Source organism: Actinospica robiniae DSM 44927 (assembly GCF_000504285.1).
GTDB lineage: Bacteria > Actinomycetota > Actinomycetes > Streptomycetales > Catenulisporaceae > Actinospica > Actinospica robiniae.
Map to the genome: position 1 here is coordinate 5,504,299 of NZ_KI632511.1, position 25,131 is coordinate 5,529,429.

The following is a 25,131-nucleotide window of genomic DNA, read 5'->3' on the forward strand; positions in this document are numbered from 1 at the left end:
CGGGTGCTAGCGGACGTATCCGTAGACGCCGCGGGCCTGGTCGCGCACGAGGGTGCCCTGGTCGAGTTCGAGCACGCGCTTGCGCATCTGGTTCACGATGGCCTGGTCGTGGGTGACCATGACCACGGTGGTGCCGGTGCGGTTGATCCGGTCGAGCAGCTTCATGATGCCGACGCTGGTCTCGGGGTCGAGGTTTCCGGTCGGCTCGTCCGCGATGAGCACCATCGGGCGGTTGACGAACGCGCGGGCGACGGCCACACGCTGCTGCTCGCCGCCGGAGAGCTCGTTGGGCAGCCGGTCCTCCTTGCCGGCCAGGCCGACCAGGTCGATCACCTCGGGCACCACCTTGTTCAGGTGGCTCTTCGGCTTGCCGATGACCTCGAGCGCGAACGCGACGTTCTGGAACACGGTCTTGTTCGGCAGCAGCCGGAAGTCCTGGAACACCGTGCCGATCAGCCGGCGGTGGTGCGGAAGCTTCCAGTTCGACAGGCGGGACAGGTCCTTGCCGGCCACGATCACCCGGCCGGTGGTGGGCCGCTCCTCACGCAGGATCAGCCGCATGAAGGTGGACTTCCCGGAGCCGGAGGAACCGATGACGAACACGAATTCGCCGCGCTCGATCTCCAAGGAGACGTTGCCCAGCGCGGGACGCTCCTGGCCCGGGTACGTCTTGCTGACGTTCTCGAAGCTAATCACGGTTGCATCACATCCGGCAGTGTAGTGAGGAACGCCGCCCCCGCCGGAGGGAGTTGCGCGAACTTCCCTGGAGTGTAGGGCGCGCGGCCCGGGTAGGAGGGAACGGATGGGGGCGCCAGGGCGTTAGTCCACGTAACGAGGAGGAGACGATGCGACGAGACGACCTGGTCTGCGCGAACTGCGCCGGGAGGGTGTCCGAGGGACGCTGCCCGGTCTGCCGCGCTAGCCGTGACCAGTACGGATATGGGCGCACCGGGCCCAGCGCGACGGTGTGGATGGTGCTGGCCGTGCTCGCCGCGCTGATAGCCGCGGTGGCGCTGGAGGGCCGCTTCGCCTGACCCGGATGTGACTCCGGTCACGTTCGCGCCTTTTGGGACCGCGTGACCACGGCATTACCGTGAGCTGACGCCGAAACCGGCGCCCTGTCGGCAAATCGGGATGCTCGCGGTGGTTTGATCCAGGGAAAAGGTCGCCGGATCCGGGTGGATCCGACGACCTTCGTCATGCGCGCGTGACTTACCTCGGTAAAAGTGCTGCGTCCCGGCTACTTCTGCCGACGCCAGCGGATGGCGGCCTCGATGAAGCCATCGATCTCGCCGTCGAGGACGGCCGAGGTGTTGCCGGTCTCGAACTCGGTGCGCAGGTCCTTGACCATCTGGTACGGGTGCAGCACGTAAGAGCGCATCTGGTTGCCCCAGGAGCCGCCGGAGTCGCCCTTGAGCGCGTCCATCTTGGCCTGCTCCTCCTGGCGCTTGACGTCGAGGAGCTTGGCCTGCAGGACGGCCATGGCGGACGCCTTGTTCTGCAGCTGCGAGCGCTCGTTCTGGCAGGAGACGACGATGCCGGTGGGCAGGTGGGTCAGGCGCACGGCGGAGTCGGTCGTGTTCACGCCCTGGCCGCCGGGGCCGGAGGAGCGGTAGACGTCGACTCGCAGCTCGTCCTCGGGGATCTCGATGTGGTCGGTCTGCTCGACCACCGGGAGCACCTCGACGCCCGCGAACGAGGTCTGGCGCCGGCCCTGGTTGTCGAAGGGCGAGATGCGCACCAGGCGGTGGGTGCCCTGCTCCACGGACAGCGTGCCGTAGGCGTAGGGGGCCTTGATCTGGAAGGTGGCGGACTTGATGCCCGCTTCTTCGGCGTAGGAGGTGTCGTACACCTCGGTCGGGAAGCTGTGGCGCTCGCAGTAGCGCAGGTACATCCGCAGCAGCATCTCGGCGAAGTCGGCCGCGTCCACGCCGCCCGCCTCGGAGCGGATGGTGACCAGCGCCTCGCGGGAGTCGTACTCGCCGTTGAGCAGCGTGCGCACCTCCATCTCGGAGACGGCCTTGGCCACCTTCGGCAGCTCGGTCTCGACCTCGGCGAGGGTGTCCGCGTCGTCCTCGGCGAGGCCGAGTTCGTGGAGCACCTCCACGTCGTCGAGGCGCCGGCGCAGGCCTTCCACCCGGCCGAGCTCCCCCTGCAGGTAGGAGAGGCGGCTGGTGACCTGCTGCGCCTTGGCCTGGTCGTCCCACAGGTCCGGCGCGGCGGCCTCCTCGTTGAGCCGCTCGATCTCGGCTCGCAGCGCGTCGAGGTCCACCACCGCCTCGATCGAGGCCATCGTGGACTTGAGGTTCTTGAGCTCTTCAGCAAGGTCTACCGACACAGCAACCAAGCTTATGCGAAGCGCGCCACTCGGATTTCCACTCGGCGGCCTCCGCTCGCCGGCGGGCTCACCGCGGGGTGCGGTAAACGCCGATGGCGCCGTCGGCCGCGGGGGCGGCCAGGGCCACGCCGCCGCCGGGGATCGCGGTCACGCCGGGCTGGCCGGCCGCCGGGACGCCGGCCGGGAACCAGGTCATCGGGCCGTGCAGATCGCGGCCGGAGAACTGGAAGACCTGGATCCCGGCCGAGGCCGAGAGCACGAACAGGTCCGGGTGCCCGTCGGGGCCGTACGCCGTGGCGGGCTGGCCGGCGGCGCCGGTGGGCCAGGCGTACTGCCAGGCGCCGCCCTCGTTGTAGACGCGCATGGTGGCCCCGTCGGAGGCCCGCACGACGTACGCGGCCAGGTCCGCGCCGCGCGCGGCCAGGGCGACCTGCGGCAGGATCGCGCCGGCCTGCGAGAGCCGGCGCCAGCCGGAACCGGATCCGTCGTGGTCGAGGACGGCCTCGAGCAGGGCCTGGTCGGTGGACGAGGCGATCACGACGGTCTCGCCGGCGTACGCGGCGGCGGCCGGCGGCCCGGCCACCTGCTCGTCGTCCAGGACCTTCCAGCCGGCCCAGCCGACGCCGGGGGTGAGCAGGTTGCGTTCGACCCGGCCGGAGGACGAGGTGGCGTAGAGCTCAAGGCCGCCGTCCGCGCGGCCGACGAGCGCGGGCTGGACCGAGCTGGTCAGTCCGGGGACGACAGCCCAGGTGGCGGAGGCCGTGGTGGCCGCCGCCACCCGCACGAGGCCGTCCGAGCCGGTGGACGCGGCGTACAGCGTGCCCTTGGCGTAGGCCAGCTGGACCGCGCCCATGACGTGCGGGGCCGGGGCGGGCAGGGTCGCCAGCGGGCTGAAGCCGAAGTCGCCGGAGACCGGGATGGCCTGCGGGCCGCCGGCCGAGCCGTCGGCGAGGGTGGCCTGGGCCACGCCCGGGACGGACGCGTCGGAGGCGCCGACCGGCGAGTTGCCGTCCTGGCTGAGTGTGTAGCCGAGCGCGCCCACCATCGCCGAGCCGATGCCGAAGAAGGCGAGCAGCTTGCGCACGTTGGGGTGCCGCTGCCCGGGGACGAAGACGCCGGTCTCGTACGACTCGCCGCCGAACGTCTCGGCCGGGCCGAAGTCGACCGGCTCGGCCCGGGCCGGGGTGTCCGGGCCGAGCGGCTCGCGGATGGCGCGGATCATGTTGACATGGGTGTCGCGCGACTCGTCGCCGACCGCGTCGGCGACGGACTGCACGAGCGGCACGGCGCCGGCATGCGTCATCAGGTTGGGGTCGGTGAAGGGGCGGTCGCCACGCGGAGAGGCGACGCGGAGCGGGGGCAGGCCGGCCAGCGCGGGTTCGCAGGCGCGCAGCAGCGAGGCGAACTCGGCCGCGGACAGCCGCGCGGCGGGGGTCTTGGCGAGGCAGCGCTCGAGCAGCTCGGCCGGGCCGGGCGGCATGCCGGGCACCCGCGGGGCGGGCTCGGTCACGTGCCGGCGCAGGATCGCGCCGGGGTGGCCGCCGCCGAACGGGCTCCAGCCGGTCAGCAGCTCGAAGAGCACGGTGGCCAGCGCGTAGACGTCGACGGCCGGGGTCGGCGGGCAGCCCTCGATGACCTCGGGGGCGAGGTAGTCGGGGGTGCCCACGATCCGGGTGGTGCGGGTGTGGCGCGGGCCGTCGACGAGGCGGGCGATGCCGAAGTCGGTGAGGCGGGCCAAGCCGTTCTCGTCGAGCAGCACGTTCTCCGGCTTCACGTCGCGGTGCACCACGCCGCGGGCGTGCGCGGCGGCGAGCGCCTCGGCGATGTCCCGGCAGACGGCCACGGCCTCGGCCGGCGGCAGCGCGCCGCGCTGCTCGATCCGCTCGCGCAGGTCCGATCCGGAGACCAGGTCCATCACCAGCGCGAGATCGTTGCCGTCCACGACGAGGTCGCGTACGCCGACGATGCGCGGGTGGCGCAGGCTCGTCAGGACCGTGCGTTCCTGGACGAACCGGGCGATCAGCGTCTGATCCGCAGTCAGATCATCGTGCAGCAGCTTGATCGCGACCGGCCCCTCTGGCCCCCGACCGGCCCAGACCGTGCCGCACGTGCCCCGGCCGATGACCCTGGTCACCGTGTAGCGGCTGCCGATCCTGCGCGTCACTTCAGTTGCTCCCTGGGGCTGCCTACCGGCGAAACGAGTTCACCCTAACGGCGGCGGAAGCGTTCAGTGTGACGACCCACCAAATCCGTTCCAGGGCACGATGATCGAGACACCGGACCTGTTGTTCATCGGATTGTTGTGGTTGCGCGCGATCCGGTTGCCGATCTCCACCCCGATCAGCGCGGCCAGCGCGAGCACGATCAGCAGGATCGCCAGCTTGCCGAGGCAGCCGATGCCGGACTTGGGCAGCGGGTCGTACGCGGCGCCCGGGCGGGGCTGGCGCGGGGCCTGGCGCAGCGGCGGCGGGGCGTCGACCCGGCGCTGCGGCTGGGGCTGGACGATCCGCTGCTGCGGCGCCTGCTGCGGCGGCCGGTACGCGGAGCCGCCCTGCGGGGCGTAGGCGCCGCGCGGCGGCACGTTGTTGTGCGCGGGCGGCAACTGCGGGCCGGGGAAGACCGGCTGCGGCGGGTATCCGCTCGGCTTGGGCTTCGGCGTGACGTGGGTGGGCGCGGCGGGCGCGGCTGCGGCCGCCGCCGCGGCGCCGTACGACGCGGGGATCGGCCGGGTCGGCGCGGCGGCCGCCGCCGCGACCGCGGCGGGGGTGCGGCCGGGGGTGACCGGCGACGGGGCCACCGGCGCGGGCTCGCCGGGCAGCTTCGGCAGCACCACGGTGCCCTCGCGCGGGTGGACCGGCACGAGCGCGGCCGCGCCCGGGTCGGAGGCCTTGACCGCGGCGCGCAGCCGGCTGGCCAGCGCGGCCGCGTCGGGGCGGCGGGAGGGGTCCTTGGCCAGGGCCGAGGCGATCACCGACCACAGCGCGTCGGGCACGCCCTCGGGGCGCGGCGGCGGCTGGGTCTGGTGCGCCTGGAAGACCTCCATGGCGTCGTTGCCGCGGAACGGCGGGCGGCCGGTGCGCAGCTCGAAGAACATGATGCCGCAGGCGTAGACGTCGACCGCGGGGGTCGGCTGCTGGCCGGAGATGACCTCGGGGGCGAGGTAGTACGGGGTGCCCACGACCTGGCTGGTGCGGGTGACGGACGGGGCGTCGGCGAGGCGAGCGATGCCGAAGTCGGTCAGCAGCGGCCGGTAGCCGCCGTCCTCGGGGTGCAGCAGCACGTTCGCGGGCTTGACGTCGCGGTGGATGATCTTCGCCGCGTGGGCCACGGCGAGGGCCTCGGCCACGTCGGCCACCAGCAGGGCGGCCTCGGCGGCGCCCAGGGTGCCCCGGCCGCGCAGGTAGGCGCGCAGGTCCGGGCCCTCGACCAGCTGCATCACCAGCGCGAGCAGGTCGCCCTCGACCACCAGGTCGCGCACCGAGACGAGCGAACGGTGCCGCATGGAGACCAGGGCGGTGCGCTCGCGCAGGAAACGGGTCACCACATCGGCGTCGTTGGCCAGCTCCTCGAGCAGGACCTTGATCGCCACGGCCTCCCCGGTGTCCCGCACACGGCCGCGCCATACCGAACCGAAGGCACCTCGGCCCAGTTGGGACTGCAGCTCGTAGCGGCTGCCGATCGGCTGACCCACGTCAAACCCTTTCCTCCCCGAACGCGGTACGTCGGTGGTGCAGATGAAGCGGTCCTGCGATGGTGCGCAGCCAGACTAGTGCGAGGCGGCGATCCCCCGGCGTCGGGGATGGGGGTTTGTACCCTAATCGCTACCTCGAACCGAGCGAAAGCAGGCTGACGCGCCGCCCGTGCGTCCGATGCCGGCGGCGCGCGCCCGGCGAGCGGTGTCAGAACTCTCGGCTACCGTTATCTTTGGTAGCTCCCACCGACCCGCCGCACAAGGACCGCGTACTCCCATGCAGCTGCGACTGTCCGTCAGTGTGCCGACCGGGCCGGCCCGTGCCGCGGGCCGGGCCACGGCCGGCGGCGCGAACCCGAGCTCCCTGCTGGACGTGCTGGTCAGCGCGCCGGCCGGGACTCCGCTGCGGGCAGCCCTTGGGCAGCTGGCGAATCTGGCCGGACTGGCCGAGCCGGTCTTCCACGTCGGGCCGGAGCGCCCCGCGCTCGACCACCCGCTCGGCGTCCCGCCGCTGGTGGACGGCGCCGTACTGACCGCCGACCAGCCCGCCGCGACCCTCCCGGCGCCGGGGAACCTGGAATTGCACGTGATCGGCGGCCCGGACGCCGGGGGCGTGCATTTGCTCACTCCCCCCGCGCCGGGTCGCGCTCCACTGCGCCTGACCATCGGGCGCGGCGCCGAGGCGGACATCCGGATCGAGGATCCGGACCTCTCGCGCCGGCACGCCGAGCTGACGGTGAGCGCGGACTGCGTCCGGGTGGCCGACTGCGGCTCGACCAACGGCACGGTGCTCGGCGGCGCCCGGATCGGCACCGAGCCGCTGCTGCTCGCACCGCAGACGCCGGTGCGGGTGGGCGAGACCACGTTGCTGCTGCGCCTCGGCGAGGAGCCGCTGGAGACGGAGCCGGACCGGCTCGGCCGGGTGCTGGTGCGGGTGCGGCCGCGGACGGCCCCGCTGGTGCCCTCGCCCCGGTTCGAGCTGCCGCCCCCGCCCAGCCCGCGCGGCCTGCCCGCGGCCCGGCGGCGGGCCGAGGCGGGCTACGAGCAGGCGAAGGCGGCGACCGAGGCGAAGATCTCGGCGGCGCTGGCGCAGGAGTCCGCGCTGCGCCGCGGCCGGTATCCGGACCCGGCGGCGCTGCTGACCACGGCCCTGCGCCCGGGCGAAGCGCTGTGGAGCCGCGGCCGGGACCAGCCGGAGCTGCTCGAGCTGCGGCTCGGCACGGCCCGGCTGCCCTCGGCGGTGACGGTCCGGCAGGGCACGCACAGCTTCCGGCCGCGGGTGCCGGCCGCCCCGGTGACGGTCGATCTGGCCCGGGTCGGCGTGCTCGGCGTGGTCGGGGTGGACGACGGCTCCCTCGCCTCGAGCCTGCCGCGGACGAGCGCGAACTCGGTCGCGAACCCGGGGCCGCGCGCGGATTCGCACCCGGCGTCAGACGCGGAGACGCTCTCGCCCAGCCGCTCGCGGGGCATCAGAGTCGGCACGATCGGCGTGTCGAGCGGCGTGCCGGGCCAGGCTCAAGCCCAGGCCGGCACTATGACGGGCACTTCGGCGGCCTACTCGGTGCGCGCCCTCGGCCGCAGCCTGGTCGCGCAACTGGCCGCGCTGTGCTCGCCGCTCGACGTGGACCTGGTCGTGCTCAGCCCCCATCAGCCCGAGCCGTGGCGCTGGGCGACCTGGCTGCCGCACTGCGTCCCGCAGGACGGCCAGAACTGCCGCGCGCTGGTCGGCTTCGACGCCACCCAGGCGGCGGCCCGGCTGGCCGAGCTGACGGTCCGTCTGGAGGCTCGCCAGGGCGCCCTGCGCGGCAGCAACGAGCCCTGGCCCGGCCGGCGCACGGTGCTGGTGCTCGACCAGGGAGACCTGGCCGGACAGGCCGGGTATCCGCCGGAGCTGCTGCGGCTGCTGGCCGAGGGGCCGCAGGTGGGCATGCACGCGCTCGTCCTCGCGCCGCGGATCGAGGACCTGCCGCCCGGCGTCGGCGCGGTGGCCACGGTGGGCGGCGAGGTGCACACCCGGCTGCGGCTCGACCAGCCCGAGGCGCTGGCCATAGACGGGATACTGGCCGACCTGACCTCGCCGCAGTGGGCGCTGCGGTTCGCGCACGCGCTGGCGCCGCTGCGCGACTCGCGCGAGGGCGGCGTGCAGGGGATACACGGCACCAACCAGCGTCAGCTGCCCGAAGAGGCCCGGCTGCTGCCGCTGCTCGAACTCGACCTGCTCACGCCGACGAAGCTCTCCGCGCGCTGGACGGCCCAGCGGGAGGCGGACGCGCGCGGCGCGCAGGGACTGCCGGTCGTCCTCGGCGCGGACAGCCACGGCGCCGTGCGCGCGGAGCTGACGGGCCACCACATCCTCGTCGGCGGCGTGTCAGGCTCCGGCATCTCCGAGGCACTGCGCTCGGTGCTCTGCTCGGCGGCGCTGCCCACCCCGCCGGAGCATCTCCGGGTGCTGCTGGTCTCCGGCGGCGCCGGGCCGTCCTGGGGCGAGAGCGCCAAGCTGCCGCACGTCGCCGAGCACCTGGACGAGCCCCCGACCGAGCCGCAGCTGCGCCGCCTGCTCGCGCTCGCCGTCGCGCTGAGCGACAAGGGCCTGCGGGTGCTGCTCGGCGTGGACGGGTTCGACCGGCTGGCCGCACAGCAGCCGTGGTTCGTCAAGGAGCTGACGGAGCTGGCCCGCCAGGGCCGGGCGGCGGGCGTGCACCTGCTGCTCGGGATCACCCTGGACGACGGCGCCGCCCGGCGCCTGCTCGACGGCGAGCTGTGCGAGGAGCTCGATCTGCGCCTCGCCCTGCGCACGTACGGGCCGGAGGAGTCGCGCCGGCTGGTGTCGCTGCCGGACGCCGCGGCGATCCGTCCGTCCCTCCCCGGCCGCGCCTGGCTGGCCCTGCCCGACGGCCGCGTGCTGCCGGTGCAGGTGCCGCGGGTCGGCGGCCGGATGGCCTCGAGCGCGACCGCGCGCGCGAACGTCACGGCGGAGGACTGGCGCAAGCTCGGCGACCCGCTGCCCCCGCGCGGCGCGGGCCTGGCCGGCACCGGCGCCCACCAGTCCGTATCCCCGGGCGCGCCGACCGATCTGGCCCTGCTCGTCGAGAGCGCGCAGCGGGCGGCCGCGGCCAAGGCGCCGGCGCAGCGCTCCGTCTCGGCCTGAGGGCGGCATTGCCCGGTACGGCGCGATCGAGTCGGCGGCGGGTGTCAGTGGTCGGCAGTACGGTCGCGCCATGACGAGCGCCGCGGATCTCAGTGCCGGTATACGAGCTGCCGCCGAAAAGCGCGCCGAAGCCTGGCGGTTCCTGACTGACTTCGCCGCGGAATGGCGGGCGCCGCTCGCCCCGGAGGACGGCTACCGGCCGGCCGAGCTGGACCAGGCCGAGGCGCGCCTTGGAGTCCGGCTGCCCGCAGTCCTGCGCGAAGCGTACGAGTTGCTCGGCCGCCGCGGCGACCTGACGCGCAATCACGACCGGTTGCAGCGGCCGGATGAGCTGTACCTGCGTGAAGGCGCGCTCATCTACCACACTGAGAACCAGGGCGCCGCGGAGTGGGGCATCCTGCTGGACGACCTCGGGCCGAGGACCCCGCGACCTTCCGTCGCCCTGATCTGTTCGACAAGACAGAGGAGCGCTGGGAACCGTGGACGGAGCGCCTGTCCACGGCATTGGTCGAGCTGGTCATGTCGGAGACGGTGTCGTACGAGCGCGACGGGTTGTCGGACGCGGCCGATCTGATGGTGCCCCTGCCGGCCGCCTTCGAGCCACTGCCCTCGGTCTTGCCGGAAGAGCACGAGTCCGCCTGGTTCCTTGCCGAGGGGGTGCTCGCGCACGTGTACGACGACGCCTGGCTGACCGTCCGAGCCCAGTCCACCGAGGCGCTCGAGGCCATCCGCGAAGGCCTTGCGCTCCTCTGGATCTCCCGGTGCGGTGTCCTGACGACGCCGGCCGAGCCTCGGTCCCGCTGAGGCCCGGCCGTCCGCGGCAGCGTCAAACCACTACATCGCGTTGGCCCGCAGCAGGGTCCTGATCACCCGCAGCGCCACCGACAGGATCGCCAGGTCGAACGAGTCGGCCGAGGAGATCTCGTCCAGGATCACCTTCGCGCGCTCCACCGCCGCCTGGTTCTTCTCCACCCACGCGGCGTACCGGGCCTCCGCGTCGGCCTCGCCGGGGGCGGCGGCCAGCACGTCGAAGGTGAGCGCGGCCTGGGCGCTGTAGAGGTCCTCGCGCACCGCCGCGCGGGCCATCGTCTCCCACCGGTCGGTGCGCGGCAGGGCGGTGATCCGGTCCCGCAGCGCGCCGATGCCGAGGCGGTCGACGAGGTCGAAGTAGCACTCGGCCACTTCCACCGGGGCCCGGCCGCTGTCCCAGGCCACCTCGACGATGTCCAGTGCCGAGTAGGCGGCCGACGCGGCGGCGCAGCGGGCGGCCAGCGCCTGCGGGACGCCCGCCGCCACCAGTTCGTTGGTGGCCGCGGCGAGCTGGGCCGCGTCGTTGCCCTTGAGCAGCTTCGGCAGTTGCCCGACCACCTCGGCCACGCCCGCGCCGAACGCCTCGACCTGGGCCGAGATGTCGATCGGGTGCTTGCGGTTGAGCAGGAACCAGCGGGCTCCGCGCTCGGTCAGCCGCCGCCCGGTCAGCCGCATCCGGGTCTGCACCTCGGCCGAGACCTTGTTGTCGAGCTCGTCGACCGCGGTCCAGAAGGTCTCCAGGTTGAACACCTCGCGGGCCACGATGTGCGCCCGGGCGATCTCCTCGGCGCCGGCGCCGGTCTCCTCCCGCATCCGGAAGATGAAGGTGGTGCCGGCGTTGTTGACCAGGTTGTTCACCACCTGGGTGGCGATGATCTCGCGGCGCAGCGGGTGGGTGGAGATCAGGTCGCGCAGCCGCTCGCGCACGGCGCTGGGGAAGTAGGCGAACAGGTCCGCCTCGAGGTACGGGTCCTCGAGCAGGTTGCTGGCCAGCAGCTCCTCGTTGAGCACGATCTTCGTGTAGGCCAGCACCACCGCGAGCTCCGGCTGGGTCAGCCCGGCGCCGGCCTGGCGGCGCTCCTGGATCACCCGCTCGCGCGGCAGGAACTCGAGCTCCCGGTTGAGCTGGCCGGCCGAGGCCAGGGCCCGCATGTACCGCGCGTGCACGTGCAGCAGCTGCGGCGCCTGGGCCACCGACGAGGCCAGCGCCACGTTCTGGCCGTAGTTGTCGGCGAGCACGAGGTCGGCGATCTCGTCGGTCATCGAGGAGAGCAGCGCGGTGCGCTCCCCGGTCGGCAGCGCGCCGGACTTGACCGCCTGGTCCACCAGGATCTTGATGTTCACCTCGTGGTCCGAGGTGTCCACGCCGGCCGAGTTGTCCAGCGCGTCGGTGTTCATCCGGCCGCCGGCGGAGTCCGGGCCGCCCTGCAGCGCGTACTCGATCCGGCCGAGCTGGGTGCAGCCGAGGTTGCCGCCCTCGCCGACCACCTTGACCCGCAGGTCGCCGCCGTTGACCCGGATCGCGTCGTTGGCCTTGTCGCCGACGTCCGCGTGCGACTCGCCGGCCGACTTCACGTAGGTGCCGATGCCGCCGTTCCACAGCAGGTCCACCGGTGCGAGCAGGATCGCGCGCATCAGCTCGGCCGGGGTGGTGCGCAGCGCGTTCTCCGGCAGGCCGAGCGCGTGGCGCAGCTGCGGGGTGACCGGGATCGACTTGGCCGTGCGCGGGAAGACGCCGCCGCCGTCGGAGATCAGCGACTGGTCGTAGTCCGCCCAGCTGGACCGGGGCAGCTCGAACAGCCGCTGCCGCTCGACGAAGGAGCGCTCCGGGTCCGGATCCGGGTCGACGAAGATGTGCCGGTGGTCGAAGGCCGCGATCAGCTTGGCGTGCCGGGAGCGCAGCAGGCCGTTGCCGAACACGTCGCCGGACATGTCGCCGATGCCGACGACGGTGAACGGCTGGCTCTGGGTGTCCACGCCGAGCTCGCGGAAGTGCCGCTTGACCGACTCCCAGGCGCCGCGCGAGGTGATGCCCATGACCTTGTGGTCGTAGCCGACCGAGCCGCCGGAGGCGAACGCGTCGCCGAGCCAGAAGCCGTACTCGGCGGCGACCGCGTTGGCGATGTCGGAGAAGGTCGCGGTGCCCTTGTCGGCCGCGACGACCAGGTAGTGGTCGTCCCCGTCGAAGCGCACCACGTCCTTGGGCGCGACGATCTGACCGTCCACCAGGTTGTCCGTGATGTCCAGCAGGCCCCTGATGAACATCTGGTAGCAGGCCACGCCCTCGGCCAGGAACGCCTCCCGGTCGGAGGGGTCGACCGGGTTCTTCACCACGAACCCGCCCTTGGCCCCGACCGGCACGATCACCACGTTCTTGACCATCTGCGCCTTGGCCAGGCCGAGGATCTCGGTGCGGAAGTCCTCGCGCCGGTCGGACCAGCGCAGGCCGCCGCGGGCGACCTTGCCGAAGCGCAGGTGCACGCCCTCGACCCGGGCCGAGTAGACCCAGATCTCGAACTTCGGCCGGGGCATCGGCAGGTCCGGCACCGCCGGGGCGTTGATCTTGAACGAGACGTACGGTTTGACCCCGCCCTCGGCGTCGAGCTGGTAGAAGTTCGTGCGCAGGGTGGCCCGGATCACCGCGAGCAGGGAGCGCAGGATGCGGTCCTCGTCGAGCGAGGCGACGGTGTCGAGCGCCCCCTCGATCTCCTCGATCATGCCGTCGACCAGCTCGTGCCCGGCACTGACGTGGGCCGGGTCGAAGGCCGCCTCGAACAGGCGCACCAGCAGCCGCACGATCCGGGTGTTGGCGCCCAGCACCTGCTCGAAGTAGTCCTGGCTGAACGAGACCCCGCCCTGGCGCAGGTACTTCACGTACGCGCGCAGGATGCTGGCCTGGCGCCAGCCAAGGCCGGAGGAGAGCACCAGCGCGTTGAAGCCGTCGTTCTCGGCCGAGCCGGACCACACCGCGGCGAACGCGGCGGTGAACCGGTCTCGGGCGGAGGGGTCCTGGAGCACCTCGGCGTCCGTCACCCGCAGGCCGAAGTCGAGGATCCAGGCCGTGTCCCCGCACCGGCGGTTGAGCTCGTAGGGCTGCTCCTCGAGCACCTCGACGCCGAAGCGCTGCAGGATCGGGAGCACCTCGGCCAGCGTGATCATCCGGCCCACCCGGAAGATCTTGAGCCGGTACTCGTCCGGCGCGGCGTCCGGCCGGCGGTAGACCGCGAGCGAGGAGTCGGTGCGGTCGTCGCCGTGGATGGCCTCGATCCGGGCCAGGTCCTGGGCGGCCCGCTCCGGCGGGAAGTCGGCCTTGTAGCCCTCCGGGAACGCGTCGGCGTAGTCGGCCAGCAGCGCGTTCGCCCGCTGCCCGCCGACCTGCTCGCCCAGCACGTCGGTCAGCGCGTCGTTCCAGGTGCGCAGGGCCCGGGCGAGCCGGCGCTCGATCTGCTCGGCGTCCACCTCGGGCAGCCGCTCGCCGCCGGCCACCCGGATGACGAAGTGCAGCCGGGTGAGCACCGACTCGGTGGAGCGCACGGTGTAGTCGATGACGTCGCCGTGCAGCTCCTCGAGCAGGATGCGCTGGAGCTTGAGCCGGTTGGCGGTGTCGTACAGGTCGCGCGGAAGGTAGACGAGGGCCGAGAAGAAGCGGCTGTAGACGTCCTCGCGCAGGAACAGCCGCACCCGGCGGCGCTCCTGCAGGTGCAGCACCGAGCCGGAGATGTCCGCGAGCTCGGGCACCGGGATCTGGAACAGCTCGTCGCGCGGGTAGGACTCGAGGATCTGCAGCAGGTCCTTGCCGGAGTGCGAGTTGACCGAGTAGCCGTGCACGTCCAGCACCTGCCGGACCTTCTGGCGCACCACCGGGATGCGCAGCACCGACTCGGAGTACGCGGCGGCGGAGAACAGACCCAGGATGCGCCGCTCCCCGACGACCTGCCCGGCCTCGTTGAAGACCTTCACGCCGATGTAGTCGAGGTAGCCCGGACGGTGCACGGTGGAGCGGGAGTTGGCCTTGGTGAGCACCAGCAGGCGCGGCTCGCGGGCGCGGGCGCGCACCTCCGGCGGGAGCTTGGAGAACGAACCGGGGCCGGCCAGCGCCTGGTCGGCGCGCAGGATGCCGAGGCCGGTGCCGGTGACCGCGCGCAGCCGGTCCTCGCCGTTCTCGGTCAGCAGCTCGTACTCGCGGTAGCCGAGGAAGGTGAAGTGGCCGTCCACGAGCCAGCGCAGCAGCTCCTGGCCGGCCGAGAGCTCGTCGAAGCCCAGCCCGGCGGCCTGCGCGCCGGCGCCCTGCGCCCCGTCCAGCGCGTCGGCGGCGCCGAGGGCGGCCGCGCGCATCTTCGGCCAGTCCTCCACCGCCTCGCGCACGTCCTGCAGCACCCGGCGCAGGTCGGCCTCGAGCGAGGAGGCCGCGCCCGCCTCGTCGGCCAGCCGGCCGATCTCGATGTGCATCCAGGACTCGACCACGGCTCCGGCCGGCGCCCCGGCCGGGTCGGCGTCGTAGATCTCGCGCAGCTTGCCGGCCAGGTCCCGGTCGACCGCGAGGACCGGGTGGAACAGGGTGTGGATGCCGTGGCCGCGGCGGGAGAGCTCGGCGGTGACCGAGTCGACCAGGAACGGCATGTCGTCGGTGACGATCTCGACCACGCTGCGCCCGCCCCGGGCCCGCCAGCCGTCCTGCTCCACCGTCGGGGTCAGCACCCTGATCTTGGCGGTGCCCTGCGGGCGCTGCGCGGCCAGCTGCGCGCTGGAGGCGGCGGCGCCGACCAGATCGGCCGGCGAGCGGTCGGCCAGATCGTCCAGGGCCACATGCCGGTAGTAGCGGTTGATCACCGTCTCGCCGACCTCGCCCGCCCCGGCCGGCGTCGGCTCGCCGGATCTGGCCAGCTCGGCCGCCTCCCCGAGCAGCTGCGTCTTCGCCGGGTCCGTCTGCGTCACCATGAGCGCTCGCTCCATACCAGCCGTGCGCCTTTGCACGGCATCAGCGTGTCGGGCCGGGGCTTTCCCCGGTCTCGGGTACGCCTGAAAGGCTACCCGCCAAAGTGCAACGCCGGGACGCACCTGTCCGATCACGTTGTCACGTCTGGGTTGTGGATTCCTACAGTGTGGACCGTACGGGGGAACAGGCAAGCGAAATTCCGCCGCGTCAGGTCAGCTGGCCGAGCTCCTGCACGCCGTACCAGAGCAGGTCGAAGTCCTCGACGGCGTCGACGGCGAGCTCGGCCTCGGGGTCACCCTCGGCGGGGTCCGCCGCCAGCGCGGCCAGCGCCGCCCGCACCGCCTCCCGAGCGGCGGCCTCGTCCACGTGCAGCGAGGCGATGTCCTTGAGCCGTACGGGCTCTGTGATATCGATCACGCCCGGGTCCTCCGATTCCGCGGCCCCCGCGCGGATCCGCGCCTCCGGCACGTCGGCGGCCAGCACCACCCGCAGCGCGCGGGCGTCCGGCAGCGCGGGATCGGCGGCCAGCAGGCGCAGCGAGGCCCGTGCGGCGGCGGTCAGGGCCGCGTACTCGAGCTCCTCCTCGTCGCCCTCCAGGTACCACGCGCGCAGGGCCTCGGTGACCGCGTACGCCCGGCCCGCGGGCACCGTGCGCTCCTTCTCGAGCTGCTCCAGAAGGGCGATCGTGCCAGGCAGATAGACGCGCATGGCACGAGACTAACGCAGGACGCAGACCCTCGCGCCGTGCTCGCCCGACCCGGCGTCAGACCACGGGCTGGGCCGCGGCCAGCACCTCGCCGACGGTGCGCCGGGCGGTGTCGAGCACCTCGACCCGGCGGGCCGGGTCCATCAGGTTGGCGCCCAGCGCCTGCAGATCCTCCGGGCCGGGGCAGAGCACTGTCACGGTGGTGCCGTCCGCGCGCACCCGGATCACCTCCTGCAGCATCTGCCGGGTGACCCGGTGCCGGTAGCCGCGCTCGATCTTGCCGATGAAGCCGGTCGGCCGGTCGTAGCCGCGGGCGGCCATCGGGGCGAGCACGTAGACCTCGTCCAGCTTCGTCCCGCCGGGCAGGGCGGCCGCGCCGAGCAGGTCCACGTTGGTGTTGGAGATGGCGCCGCCGTCGACGAAGCGGCGCCCGCCGATCCGGGCCGGCGGGAACCAGCCGGGGATCGAGCAGGAGGCCACCACCGCCTCGGCCAGGCCCGCCGGAGGCGCGCCGGGGTGGCCGAAGACCACGCGCTCGCCCGAGTCGTAGTCCATCGCCACCACCCGGATGCCCGGATGCGGGGACCAGGCGCCCGAGGGGATGACCTCCTCGACCATCTTGCCGATGTCGCCGAGCGAGCCGCGGCCGGGCGGCAGTATGGCCGAGAGCACCGTGGTGCTCGGATAGCTGCGCGGATGGCGCACCGACCGGGCGATCAGCCGGGGCGAGCCGAGGCGCACCTGCGGCCAGGGCGGCGAGGCGCCGCCGGCGGCCGCGTCGTAGTCGAACAGCTGGCCGGCCAGCGGCCCCTGCTCGACCTGCCGGCCGCGCTGATGGCTCCACAGATCCCCGGCGCTGGCGCCCGCGCCGAGCAGCGCGGCCAGGATGGAGCCGGCCGAGGTGCCCACGATCAGCAGCCCCTCGCGGGCGTCGACCCCCGCGTCCTCCTCCAGCGCCCGCAGCGCGCCGATCATCCAGGCGGCACCGAGCGTCCCGCCGCCGCCCAGCACGAAGCCGCGGCGGACCGTCGCCGCCGGACCGCGGCCCCGCACGTTCTCGAACACGTACTTTTCCTTCCCACCGGACGGGTGCGGCCATGCCCCGGACTCCAGCCGTTTGGCGCAGGCGCGGGGCTGAAACCGGCCCCGGCGCACCGGTCCGGCGCGGTGCCTCCGCGGCGCGCGGCCCGCGTCGTGACCGGGACCGGCGCGCACGGGCACGCGCATAACGACTCGACAACTCCGGCCGTTGTGGGGAATCCGGCCCCCCGGGCGGGTAGTTGCACTATTGCGGGGAGGTAGCCATGAATGTGAAGACCGTCCGCCAGGACCGCAGCCGGGAACCGTCGGTGTGGCCCTTCGCAGCGCTGATCGGCGCCGCCGGGGCCGCCATGCTGGCGTATGCGCTTCCGGCCGCGCCGGGCTGGCTCAGCGCGCTCGCGCTGACGGTGTGCGGCACCGGCCCCACCTCCGCGCACGCCGGACTGCTCGGCGCGGTGCTGCTGGTGCTCGCCTGGGGCCTCGCCCGGCGCCGGCAGACGGCCTGGGCGCTGACCCTGGGCGTGCTGGTGTGGAGCGCGGGCGCCGAGACCGAGGCGCTGATCGCGCCGAGCCCGGCCGAGCCGTGGCGGTTGGCCCCGCTGGCTTTCGCCATCATCGGGCTCTGGCACGGCCGCTTCCACTTCCAGGTCCCGCTCAACGCCGGCCGGCTGCGCCAGACGGCCGAGTTCAGCGCGGTGTCCATGGTCGCGGTGCTGCTGGTGGGCGGCGGCGGCCTGTTCATGGAGCGCGGCAGCTTCGCCACCCCGGTCGCGGCCGGGGACATAGGCCGCGAGGTGGTCTCCGCGGCCGCCGCGAACCCCGGGCCGACCGAGTTCGACGGCCCGTCATGGCAGCTGGGCGGTCTGGCTCTGCTCAGCGGCGTGCTGCTGCTGGTGGCCCTGGCCTGGCTGATGGCCTCGGCCCCGGCACCGAGCCCGGGCGGCCGGGCCCAGCGCGCGATCGTGCGGGCGATGGTGGCCCACCCGGAGTCCGAGACCCTGGCGCCGTTCGCGCTGCGCTACGACAAGAGCTACGTCTTCTCCCCGGACGGCCGGGCCGCGATCGGCTACCGGGTGCTGGCCGGGATGGCGGTGGCCGGCGGCGACCCGGTCGGCGCGGTCGAGTCCTGGCCGGACGCGGTGGCCGAGTTCGACTCGCTGGTGCGGCGCAGCGGCTGGCGTCCGGCCGTGCTCGGCGCCGGCCCGCAGGCGCTCGAGCTGTGGCGTGAGCACGGCATGCACCGGATCGGCATCGGCGACGAGGTGGTGGTGGACTCCGCGGCGTTCAACCTGGACGGGCGCGCGATGCGCAACGTGCGCCAGGCCGTGCGCCGCACCGAGCGGGCCGGGCTGGTGACCGAGGTGCTGCTGGAGCGTGATCTCGAGCCCGGGCTGGCCGGGCAGCTGCGCCGGATCCACCGGGAGTGGCTGGGCCCGGCCGGCCGCGAGCACGGCTTCGCGATGAACCTGGACTCGATGGCGCGCGGCGCCCACCCGGACGCGCTGATCGCGGTCGCCCTCGCCCCCGAGGGCTACGCCGTGGCCTTCCAGCGGTACCTGCCGGCCGCGCAGTACGGCCCGGCCGCGGCGCTCTCGCTGGACGTGATGCCGCGCACGCCGCTCTCGCCGAACGGGGTGAACGAGCGCCTGATCGTGGACGTGATCGCCTACGCGCGCAGCCACGGCTACCCGCGGGTCTCGCTCAACTTCGCCGCCTTCCGCCCGCTGCTCTCCCAGGCCAGGACCGAGCCGGAGCGGCTGACCCGCACCCAGCGGGCCACCATCAAGGCCATCGGCCTGCTCGACCCGCTGATCCAGGTGGACTCGCTCTACCGGTTCAACGACAAGTTCCAGCCGGGCTGGGTGGCCCGGTCGGTGCTGATCGGCTCCTGGCTGGACCTGCCCCGGTTCGCCCTGGCCGCCTTCGGCCTGGAGTTCGCGCTGCCCTACGACCGGCGCCGCACCGGCCGGGCCGTGACGGCCGGCGAGGAGTCAATTGAACTGCAGGGCGGTGCACAGCCAGTCGAAGCCGCCGCGCCCCTGCGCGGCCACCGGGGCTGACTGCTCGAACCGCAGCGCCACCGCCCGCACCCGGGTGCCGTCCTGGATCACGACGGTGGACTCCACGATCCCGGCGGCCGGCTGGTGCAGCCGGACCGAACGGATCATCGAACGGGCCGCGAACCGGGCGGCGCCGCGCCGGCCGCCGGGCGCGGCGAGCTGCCCGGCCACGTCCCGGGAGAGCCAGCGGCGCATCTGCTCCACCGGACGGCGCTCGAGCAGGACGTCCACCACGGCCTCGGCCAGCCGGCCCACCCCGGCCGTCGGCTCGGGCGCGGCCAGCCCGCGGGCGTCGACCTCGAGCCGGTGGGTCCAGCCGGTCACCCAGGACCGCAGCCAGCCGCGCTGCCCGGGCACCGCGCCGGTGCCGCCCCACTCGGCCAGCGGTCCGGCGGCGCGCTGCAGCCGGCTGTCCGGGAAGCGGACCTCGGTGATGAAGTAGGTGTCGTCCTCGAGCATCGTCTCGCCCCGTTCTTTCGCCAGGCTGATGACCCGTCAGACTGGTGACGACGCCGGAACGTTGTCGTCGGGAGGCCAAGATCACCCGATCCGGTGAGCCGCGCTGGGCCGGAAAGCCGAAGCCCCGTCAGGTGCGACCTGACGGGGCTTCGTTCACGCTGCGGGCGTCACTTCTTGCGACGGCGCCCCTGCTGCTTCTTCGCGGCCGGCTTGGCGTCCTGCGTCGCGGCGTCGTTGGCCACCGTGCGCTCCTCCACCGCGCCCTCGGCGGTCGGGGCGGAGTAGTTCAGCTTGGCCGGCGCCTTCGGCGTCTCCAGGCCCTTGGCCTTGAGCTGGGCCGTGGCCGCCTGCGCCTGGGCCTGGGCCTCCGGGTCGTCGCTGGCCGCCTCGACCTGGACCTCCAGGTTGAACAGGTAGCCGATGGACTCCTCCTTGATGGCGTCCATCATCGCGTTGAACATGTCGAAGCCCTCGCGCTGGTACTCGACCAGCGGGTCGCGCTGCGCCATGGCCCGCAGGCCGATGCCCTCCTGCAGGTAGTCCATCTCGTAGAGGTGCTCGCGCCACTTGCGGTCGAGCACCGAGAGGACCACCCGGCGCTCGAGCTCACGGGTGATCTCCGCGGTCAGAGCCTCCTCGCGCCGGTCGTAGGCGGCCAGCACGTCCGCGGTCAGCTCCTCGGAGAGCACCGAGGCCGTGATCGAGGACTTGCTGCCGACCGACTCCTCGACCTCCTCGAGCGTGATCGAGATCGGGTAGAGCGTGCGCAGCGCGGTCCAGAGCTTCTCCAGGTCCCAGTCCTCGGCGAAGCCGTCGGAGGTGGCGGCGCCGACGTAGCTGGCGACCGTGTCCTCCATCATGTGCCGGACGTGGTCGCGCAGGTCCTCGCCCTCGAGCACGCGCAGCCGCTCGGCGTAGATCACCGTGCGCTGCTTGTTGATCACGTCGTCGTACTTCAGGACGTTCTTGCGGATCTCGAAGTTCTGCTGCTCGAGCTGGCTCTGCGCGGACTGGATCGCCCGGGTGACCATCTTCGACTCGATCGGCACGTCGTCGGCGACGTTGGCCGCGGCCAGCACCCGCTCCACGATCTGCGCCTTGAACAGCCGCATCAGGTCGTCGCCCAGGGACAGGTAGAACCGGGACTCGCCCGGGTCGCCCTGGCGACCGGCACGGCCGCGCAGCTGGTTGTCGATCCGGCGGGACTCGTGCCGCTCGGTGCCCAGCACGTAGAGGCCGCCGAGCTCGCGCACCTCGTCCTGCTCGGCCGCGACCGCCTTCTTGGCCTTCTCCATCGCGTCCGGGAACGCCGCGGCGAACTCCTCCGGCGTCTCGGCCTGGGACAGGCCGCGCTGCGCGAGTTCGGCCGTGGCCAGCGCCTCGGAGTTGCCGCCGAGCATGATGTCGGTGCCGCGGCCGGCCATGTTGGTGGCCACGGTGACCGCGCCCTTGCGCCCGGCCTGCGCGATGATCTGCGCCTCGCGCTCGTGGTACTTCGCGTTGAGCACCTCGTGCGGGATGCCCTGCTTGCGCAGCTGCTGCGAGAGGTACTCGGACTTCTCCACCGAGACGGTGCCGATCAGCACCGGCTGGCCCTCGTTGTGCCGGCCCTCGATGTCCGTGACCACGGCCTTGAACTTGGCCTCTTCGGTCATGTAGATCAGGTCCTGGCGGTCGGCCCGGATCATCGGCTTGTTCGTCGGGATCGGCACGACGCCCAGCTTGTAGATCTGGTGGAACTCCGCCGCCTCGGTCAGCGCGGTACCGGTCATGCCGCCGAGCTTGTCGTAGAGGCGGAAGTAGTTCTGCAGGGTGATGGTGGCCAGCGTCTGGTTCTCGTTCTGGATCTCCACCCCCTCCTTGGCCTCGATCGCCTGGTGCATGCCCTCGTTGTACCGGCGCCCGGCCAGGATGCGGCCGGTGTGCTCGTCGACGATGAGCACCTCGTTGTTCATGTTCACGTAGTCGCGGTCCCGCTTGAACAGCTCCTTCGCCTTGATGGCGTTGTTCAGGTAGCCGACCAGCGGGGTGTTGACCGACTCGTAGAGGTTGTCGATGCCCAGCAGGTCCTCGACCCGCTCGACGCCGCGCTCCAGGATGCCGACGGTCTTCTTCTTCTCGTCCACCTCGTAGTCGGTGTCGCGCACCAGCCGCGCGGCGATCCGGGCGAAGTCCACGTACCACTTGGTGGCCTGGTCCGCCGGGCCGGAGATGATCAGCGGGGTACGGGCCTCGTCGATGAGGATGGAGTCGACCTCGTCCACGCAGGCGTAGAAGTGGCCGCGCTGCACCAGGTCGGCCTTGTCCCACGCCATGTTGTCGCGCAGGTAGTCGAAGCCGAACTCGTTGTTGGTGCCGTAGGTGATGTCGCAGTTGTAGGCCTCGCGCCGCTGATCCGGCGACATGTTCGCCAGGATGCAGCCGACCGTCAGGCCGAGGAACCGGTGGATCCGGCCCATCCACTCCGAGTCGCGCTCGGCCAGGTAGTCGTTGGTGGTGACGATGTGCACGCCTTCGCCGGCCAGCGCGTTGAGGTACGCCGGCAGGGTGCCCACCAGGGTCTTGCCCTCGCCGGTGCGCATCTCGGCGATGTTGCCGAGGTGCAGCGCCATGCCGCCCATCAGCTGCACGTCGTAGTGGCGCTGCCCGATGCTGCGCTTGGCGGCCTCGCGAACGGTGGCGAACGCCTCCGGAAGCAGCTGGTCCAGCGTTTCGCCGTCCTGGTACCGCTGCTTGTACTCCTCGGTGAGGGCGCGCAGTTCCTCATCGGTGAGGTCGACGAAGTCGTCCTCGATCGAGTTGATCAGGTCGGCCGTCTTGGCCAGCTTGCGAAGGATCTTCCCTTCGCCGGCGCGCAGGACCTTGTCGAACAGGGCAGGCACTTTGAGGACGACTCCTTGCTGGAAATCGGACGCGGCCACTGCGCCCCATGTTCGAGAGCACCGTGGACGCAGCCTGAGGGACCGGCGTCGGGCCGGTCGTTATGCCATCGTAAGCGACCGGGGTGGCACAAAGACAGTGCGCGTTCCATTTCCGAACCACGCGGAAGAGGTCTCCACCATGAATCAGCCGGAAATCGCCGCCGGCCCGCTACTGCTGCGCCCCTGGCGTCGCTCGGACGCCGAGGCGATGGTCGCCGCCTGGGCAGATCCGGAGATCCGCCGGTGGGCCCGCTACGGGCAGAGACTACCGAGCGTGGAGGGAATGGAACACTGGGTGGCCTGGAATCGGGAGCAGTGGCGCACTGGCAAGCGGGCCGCGTTCGCCATCGAGGCGGCGGGCGGGCCGCTCGCCGGATCGATCACTCTACGTGATTTCGGGCGGGACGCCGACGGCGAGGGCGGGGACACGGCGGAGGTCGGCTACTGGATCGCCCCGCGGGCACGCGGCCGCAACATCGCGCCGAACGCGCTGACGGCCGTGAGCACGTGGGCGTTCGCCGCGAGCGAGCTCGGCGGCCTCGGTGTGCGGCGGGTCGAGCTGGTGCACTCCGTGGGCAACACCGCATCCTGCCGAGTAGCGCAGAAGGCCGGGTTCCCGCACGAGGGCACACTGCGGGGCTCATTCCGTTATGCCGACGGCGCGTGGCACGACGAGCACCTGCACGCCAAGCTCTTCTCGGATCCGAGGACCGAGCTCCTCACGGATCCGAAGGCGGAGGAGAACGCGGAGGAGAAGGTCGAGCAGTAGGCGCCGAGGAAACGCCCCGGCGCCCGCAATTTACATCCGTGTCTCTGATCGGACCGGCGCCAGCGGGCCGGTCAGATCTGCGACAGCGCTATTCCGTCGAGGATGTCGTGCTCGGAGACAACCACCTCGGACACTCCGAGCCGATCCACGATCCGCTCGAGGATGAGCGCGCCGGCCGCGATCACGTCCACCCGGCCGGGGTGGATCACCGACATCGCGGCGCGCTGCTCGTGCGTCATCGCGAGCAGGTCGGACGCGGTCTGCCGGACCACGGCGGCGGGGATCCGGGACAGGTGCACCCGGTCGCGGTCGTACTGCTCCAGCCCGAGCGCGAGGGCGGCCATCGTGGTGACCGAGCCGGCCAGGCCGACCAGCGTGCGGGCACGGGAGAGGTCCACGCTCTCGGCCGCGACGTCGATGGCCGCGTCGATGTCCCGGCGGGCGGCGTCGATCTGATCCTGAGTCGGCGGATCCTGGGTCAGGTGACGCTCCGTCATCCGGACGCAGCCCACGTCCACCGACTTGGCCGCCTGCACCTTGTCGCCGCCGAGTACGAACTCGGTCGAGCCCCCGCCGATGTCCACCACCAGGTACGGCGTGGCGTATTCGGCCGCGTCGGTGGCCAGCGCGGACGTGGCGCCGCGGAAGGAGAGCGTGGCCTCCTCGTGCCCGGTGATCACCTCGGGCTCGACCCCGAACCGCTCGCGCACCCCGGCGAAGAACTCGTCGCGGTTGCTCGCGTCCCGGGTCGCGCTGGTGGCGACGAAGCGGATGTGCTCGGCGCCATGGGCGCGGATGATCTCGGCATAGCGGTCGCAGGCCGCGAAGGTGCGGGCCAGCGCCTCGTCGGCGAGCCGGCCGGTGGCGTCGACGCCCTGGCCGAGCCGGACGATCTCCATCTGCCGGTCGATCTCGGTCTCGGCGCCCGTCTCCGGGTCGAGGTCCGCCACCAGCAGGCGGATCGAGTTGGTGCCGCAGTCGACCGCCGCCACGCGCTTGCCGGTGCTCACAGCTCGCCCTTCTCGGAGTGCCCTGATTCGCCGGCCGGCTCCGCCGCGTCCGCCGTCTGACCCGCGTGCACACACGGCCCGGAACGCCACCATTCCGGCAGCAGCGCCAGCGCCTCGTCGCCCAGCGGGTTCACGCCCGGGCCGGCCGCGAGCGAGTGCGCCACCAGCACGTGCAGGCACTTGACCCGGTCCGGCATGCCACCGGCGCTCGGGAAGCCCTCCAGCACCTCGATCGCGTCACGTCGGCGCAGGTAGTCCTCGTGCGCCGCGCGGTAGGCGGCGGCGAGCTCGGGATCGGTGCCCAGCCGCTCGGTCATCTCGGCCATCAGGCCGCCGCCCTCGAGGGTGCCGATGGCCGAGGCCGCCTTCGGGCAGGTGAGGTAGAAGAGGGTGGGAAAGGGCTCGCCGTCGGGGTTGCGCTCGGTCTTGATCCGGGGGGCGGTCTCCACCACGTCCGGGTTGCCGCACGGGCACCGATGCGCCACCGCCAGCAGGCCCCTGGGCGTGCGCCCGAGCTGGGCCTCGACGGCCGCGACGTCCTTGCCTTCCACGCTGTTCACCCGCTCTACGGTACTACCCGGCGACGGCGGTTCAGCGCGTCGCCGTGGAGCCCGGGTCCTTCACCGTGTTCCACAGCTTGTCGTACCAGGGCGAGGGTGTCGGGGTGGGCAGACCGAGCTGCTCGGAACCGTTGGCCGGGCCGGCCACGGTGAACCCCTCCTCACCCGGCTTGACGTAGTGCAGCTGCGAGCGGGCCTGGATCGCCACGTACCCCGGGTCGGACCACAGCGCGATCTGCGACTGAAGCTCGGTGACCTTCTTGGACAGCGCGTCGTTCTGCCGCTCCACGCTCGTCAGCTGCGAACGCTGAGACAGGTACTCCTGGAACGGGTAGGCGACCGTGACCACGACCGCGCACACGGCGAGCGCGAGGATGGTGGCACGCCTGGTCAGCCGGAACTTCGGGCGGGGCACCGAAGGACGCCGGCCGGACGGACGCGGCAGCGTGCGCGGCTTGGCCGGCTCGACCTCGGGCTGCTCGGCCTCGGCCTGCCGCTCCCGCTCGCGCGGCTCCCGTTCGGCCGCGCGCGTCGGCGGCACCAGGCCGAGCCGGGACGGGGTGCGGCGCGCGGAGGACGAACGCTGCGACACGTCGCGCGCGGGGCGCCGCGGTTGGTCGGCCATCGGCCTGACACCCCCTCACCTTCCGGCGTCCCGGCAGCCGAGACGAGTGTGGCGCGC

General features: G+C 72.7%; 17 protein-coding genes. 5 read left to right on the forward strand and 12 right to left on the reverse strand.

Annotation, left to right across the window (positions count from 1 at the left end; genetic code table 11):
• Positions 1–6: 6 nt before the first annotated feature.
• Entirely contained in the window at positions 7–696 is a 690-nt protein-coding gene (ftsE, locus tag ACTRO_RS23315) for a cell division ATP-binding protein FtsE (RefSeq protein ID WP_034266324.1), read from the reverse strand.
• 149 nt (positions 697–845) lie between these two features.
• Here ftsE and ACTRO_RS23320 point away from each other — a divergent pair, with 149 nt between their 5' ends.
• Positions 846–1,034 (forward strand): hypothetical protein, encoded by a 189-nt coding sequence (locus ACTRO_RS23320; RefSeq protein ID WP_034266327.1) that lies wholly within the window; start codon positions 846–848, stop codon positions 1,032–1,034.
• A 206-nt stretch (positions 1,035–1,240) separates the two neighbouring features.
• Here the strand turns inward: ACTRO_RS23320 and prfB are convergent, their stop codons facing one another.
• The 3 genes from prfB to ACTRO_RS23340 form a co-directional block, all read right to left on the reverse strand.
• On the reverse strand, positions 1,241–2,338 hold the full coding sequence (gene prfB / locus ACTRO_RS23325) for a peptide chain release factor 2 (protein ID WP_169739938.1): 1,098 nt from the start codon (positions 2,336–2,338) through the stop codon (positions 1,241–1,243).
• 67 nt (positions 2,339–2,405) lie between these two features.
• Complete coding sequence (locus tag ACTRO_RS43750; protein WP_051451255.1) at positions 2,406–4,502, reverse strand: serine/threonine-protein kinase; 2,097 nt, start codon at positions 4,500–4,502, stop codon at positions 2,406–2,408.
• A gap of 63 nt (positions 4,503–4,565) precedes the next feature.
• Positions 4,566–6,029: a serine/threonine-protein kinase gene (locus ACTRO_RS23340; RefSeq protein ID WP_051451256.1), complete on the reverse strand. Its 1,464-nt coding sequence runs from the start codon at positions 6,027–6,029 to the stop codon at positions 4,566–4,568.
• A 277-nt stretch (positions 6,030–6,306) separates the two neighbouring features.
• On the opposite strand from ACTRO_RS23340, the gene ACTRO_RS23345 reads away from it, so the two are divergent.
• Positions 6,307–9,177: an FHA domain-containing protein gene (locus tag ACTRO_RS23345; protein ID WP_034266334.1), complete on the forward strand. Its 2,871-nt coding sequence runs from the start codon at positions 6,307–6,309 to the stop codon at positions 9,175–9,177.
• 387 nt (positions 9,178–9,564) lie between these two features.
• Positions 9,565–9,981: a hypothetical protein gene (locus tag ACTRO_RS23350; RefSeq protein ID WP_157436384.1), complete on the forward strand. Its 417-nt coding sequence runs from the start codon at positions 9,565–9,567 to the stop codon at positions 9,979–9,981.
• Positions 9,982–10,011: 30 nt separating this feature from the next.
• On the opposite strand, the gene ACTRO_RS23355 is transcribed toward ACTRO_RS23350, so the two are convergent.
• The 3 genes from ACTRO_RS23355 to ACTRO_RS23365 all read right to left on the reverse strand — a co-directional run bounded on the left by ACTRO_RS23355 (position 10,012) and on the right by ACTRO_RS23365 (position 16,694).
• The gene (locus ACTRO_RS23355; protein WP_034266341.1) at positions 10,012–14,925 is read right to left on the reverse strand and encodes an NAD-glutamate dehydrogenase; all 4,914 of its coding nucleotides are present in this window, start codon (positions 14,923–14,925) and stop codon (positions 10,012–10,014) included.
• Positions 14,926–15,130: 205 nt separating this feature from the next.
• Positions 15,131–15,631 carry a DUF6912 family protein gene (locus tag ACTRO_RS23360; protein WP_034266344.1) on the reverse strand — a complete coding sequence of 167 codons (501 nt, stop codon included), beginning with the start codon at positions 15,629–15,631 and terminating at the stop codon, positions 15,131–15,133.
• A 55-nt stretch (positions 15,632–15,686) separates the two neighbouring features.
• Complete coding sequence (locus tag ACTRO_RS23365) at positions 15,687–16,694, reverse strand: patatin-like phospholipase family protein (protein WP_051451257.1); 1,008 nt, start codon at positions 16,692–16,694, stop codon at positions 15,687–15,689.
• Between the two features lie 239 nt (positions 16,695–16,933).
• Here ACTRO_RS23365 and ACTRO_RS43755 point away from each other — a divergent pair, with 239 nt between their 5' ends.
• On the forward strand, positions 16,934–18,730 hold the full coding sequence (locus ACTRO_RS43755) for a bifunctional lysylphosphatidylglycerol flippase/synthetase MprF (protein ID WP_051451258.1): 1,797 nt from the start codon (positions 16,934–16,936) through the stop codon (positions 18,728–18,730).
• On the opposite strand, the gene ACTRO_RS23375 is transcribed toward ACTRO_RS43755, so the two are convergent.
• Together ACTRO_RS23375 and secA are read right to left on the reverse strand one after the other, a co-directional pair.
• On the reverse strand, positions 18,662–19,189 hold the full coding sequence (locus ACTRO_RS23375) for an Rv3235 family protein (protein WP_034266347.1): 528 nt from the start codon (positions 19,187–19,189) through the stop codon (positions 18,662–18,664). The genes ACTRO_RS43755 and ACTRO_RS23375 overlap by 69 nt on opposite strands.
• A gap of 167 nt (positions 19,190–19,356) precedes the next feature.
• Positions 19,357–22,071, reverse strand: coding sequence for a preprotein translocase subunit SecA (gene secA / locus ACTRO_RS23380; protein WP_034276312.1), 2,715 nt, complete (start codon positions 22,069–22,071; stop codon positions 19,357–19,359).
• Positions 22,072–22,249: 178 nt separating this feature from the next.
• On the opposite strand from secA, the gene ACTRO_RS23385 reads away from it, so the two are divergent.
• Positions 22,250–22,879 (forward strand): GNAT family N-acetyltransferase, encoded by a 630-nt coding sequence (locus ACTRO_RS23385; protein WP_051451259.1) that lies wholly within the window; start codon positions 22,250–22,252, stop codon positions 22,877–22,879.
• Positions 22,880–22,950: 71 nt separating this feature from the next.
• Here the strand turns inward: ACTRO_RS23385 and ACTRO_RS23390 are convergent, their stop codons facing one another.
• From ACTRO_RS23390 to ACTRO_RS23400, 3 genes are read right to left on the reverse strand one after another with little or no spacing between them, the layout of a single operon-like run.
• Complete coding sequence (locus tag ACTRO_RS23390; RefSeq protein WP_034266350.1) at positions 22,951–23,889, reverse strand: Ppx/GppA phosphatase family protein; 939 nt, start codon at positions 23,887–23,889, stop codon at positions 22,951–22,953.
• Positions 23,886–24,449: a DUF501 domain-containing protein gene (locus ACTRO_RS23395; protein WP_051451260.1), complete on the reverse strand. Its 564-nt coding sequence runs from the start codon at positions 24,447–24,449 to the stop codon at positions 23,886–23,888. The genes ACTRO_RS23390 and ACTRO_RS23395 overlap by 4 nt, the downstream gene beginning before the upstream one ends.
• 31 nt (positions 24,450–24,480) lie before the next feature.
• On the reverse strand, positions 24,481–25,074 hold the full coding sequence (locus ACTRO_RS23400) for an FtsB family cell division protein (RefSeq protein ID WP_051451261.1): 594 nt from the start codon (positions 25,072–25,074) through the stop codon (positions 24,481–24,483).
• Between the last annotated feature and the right edge of the window lie 57 nt (positions 25,075–25,131).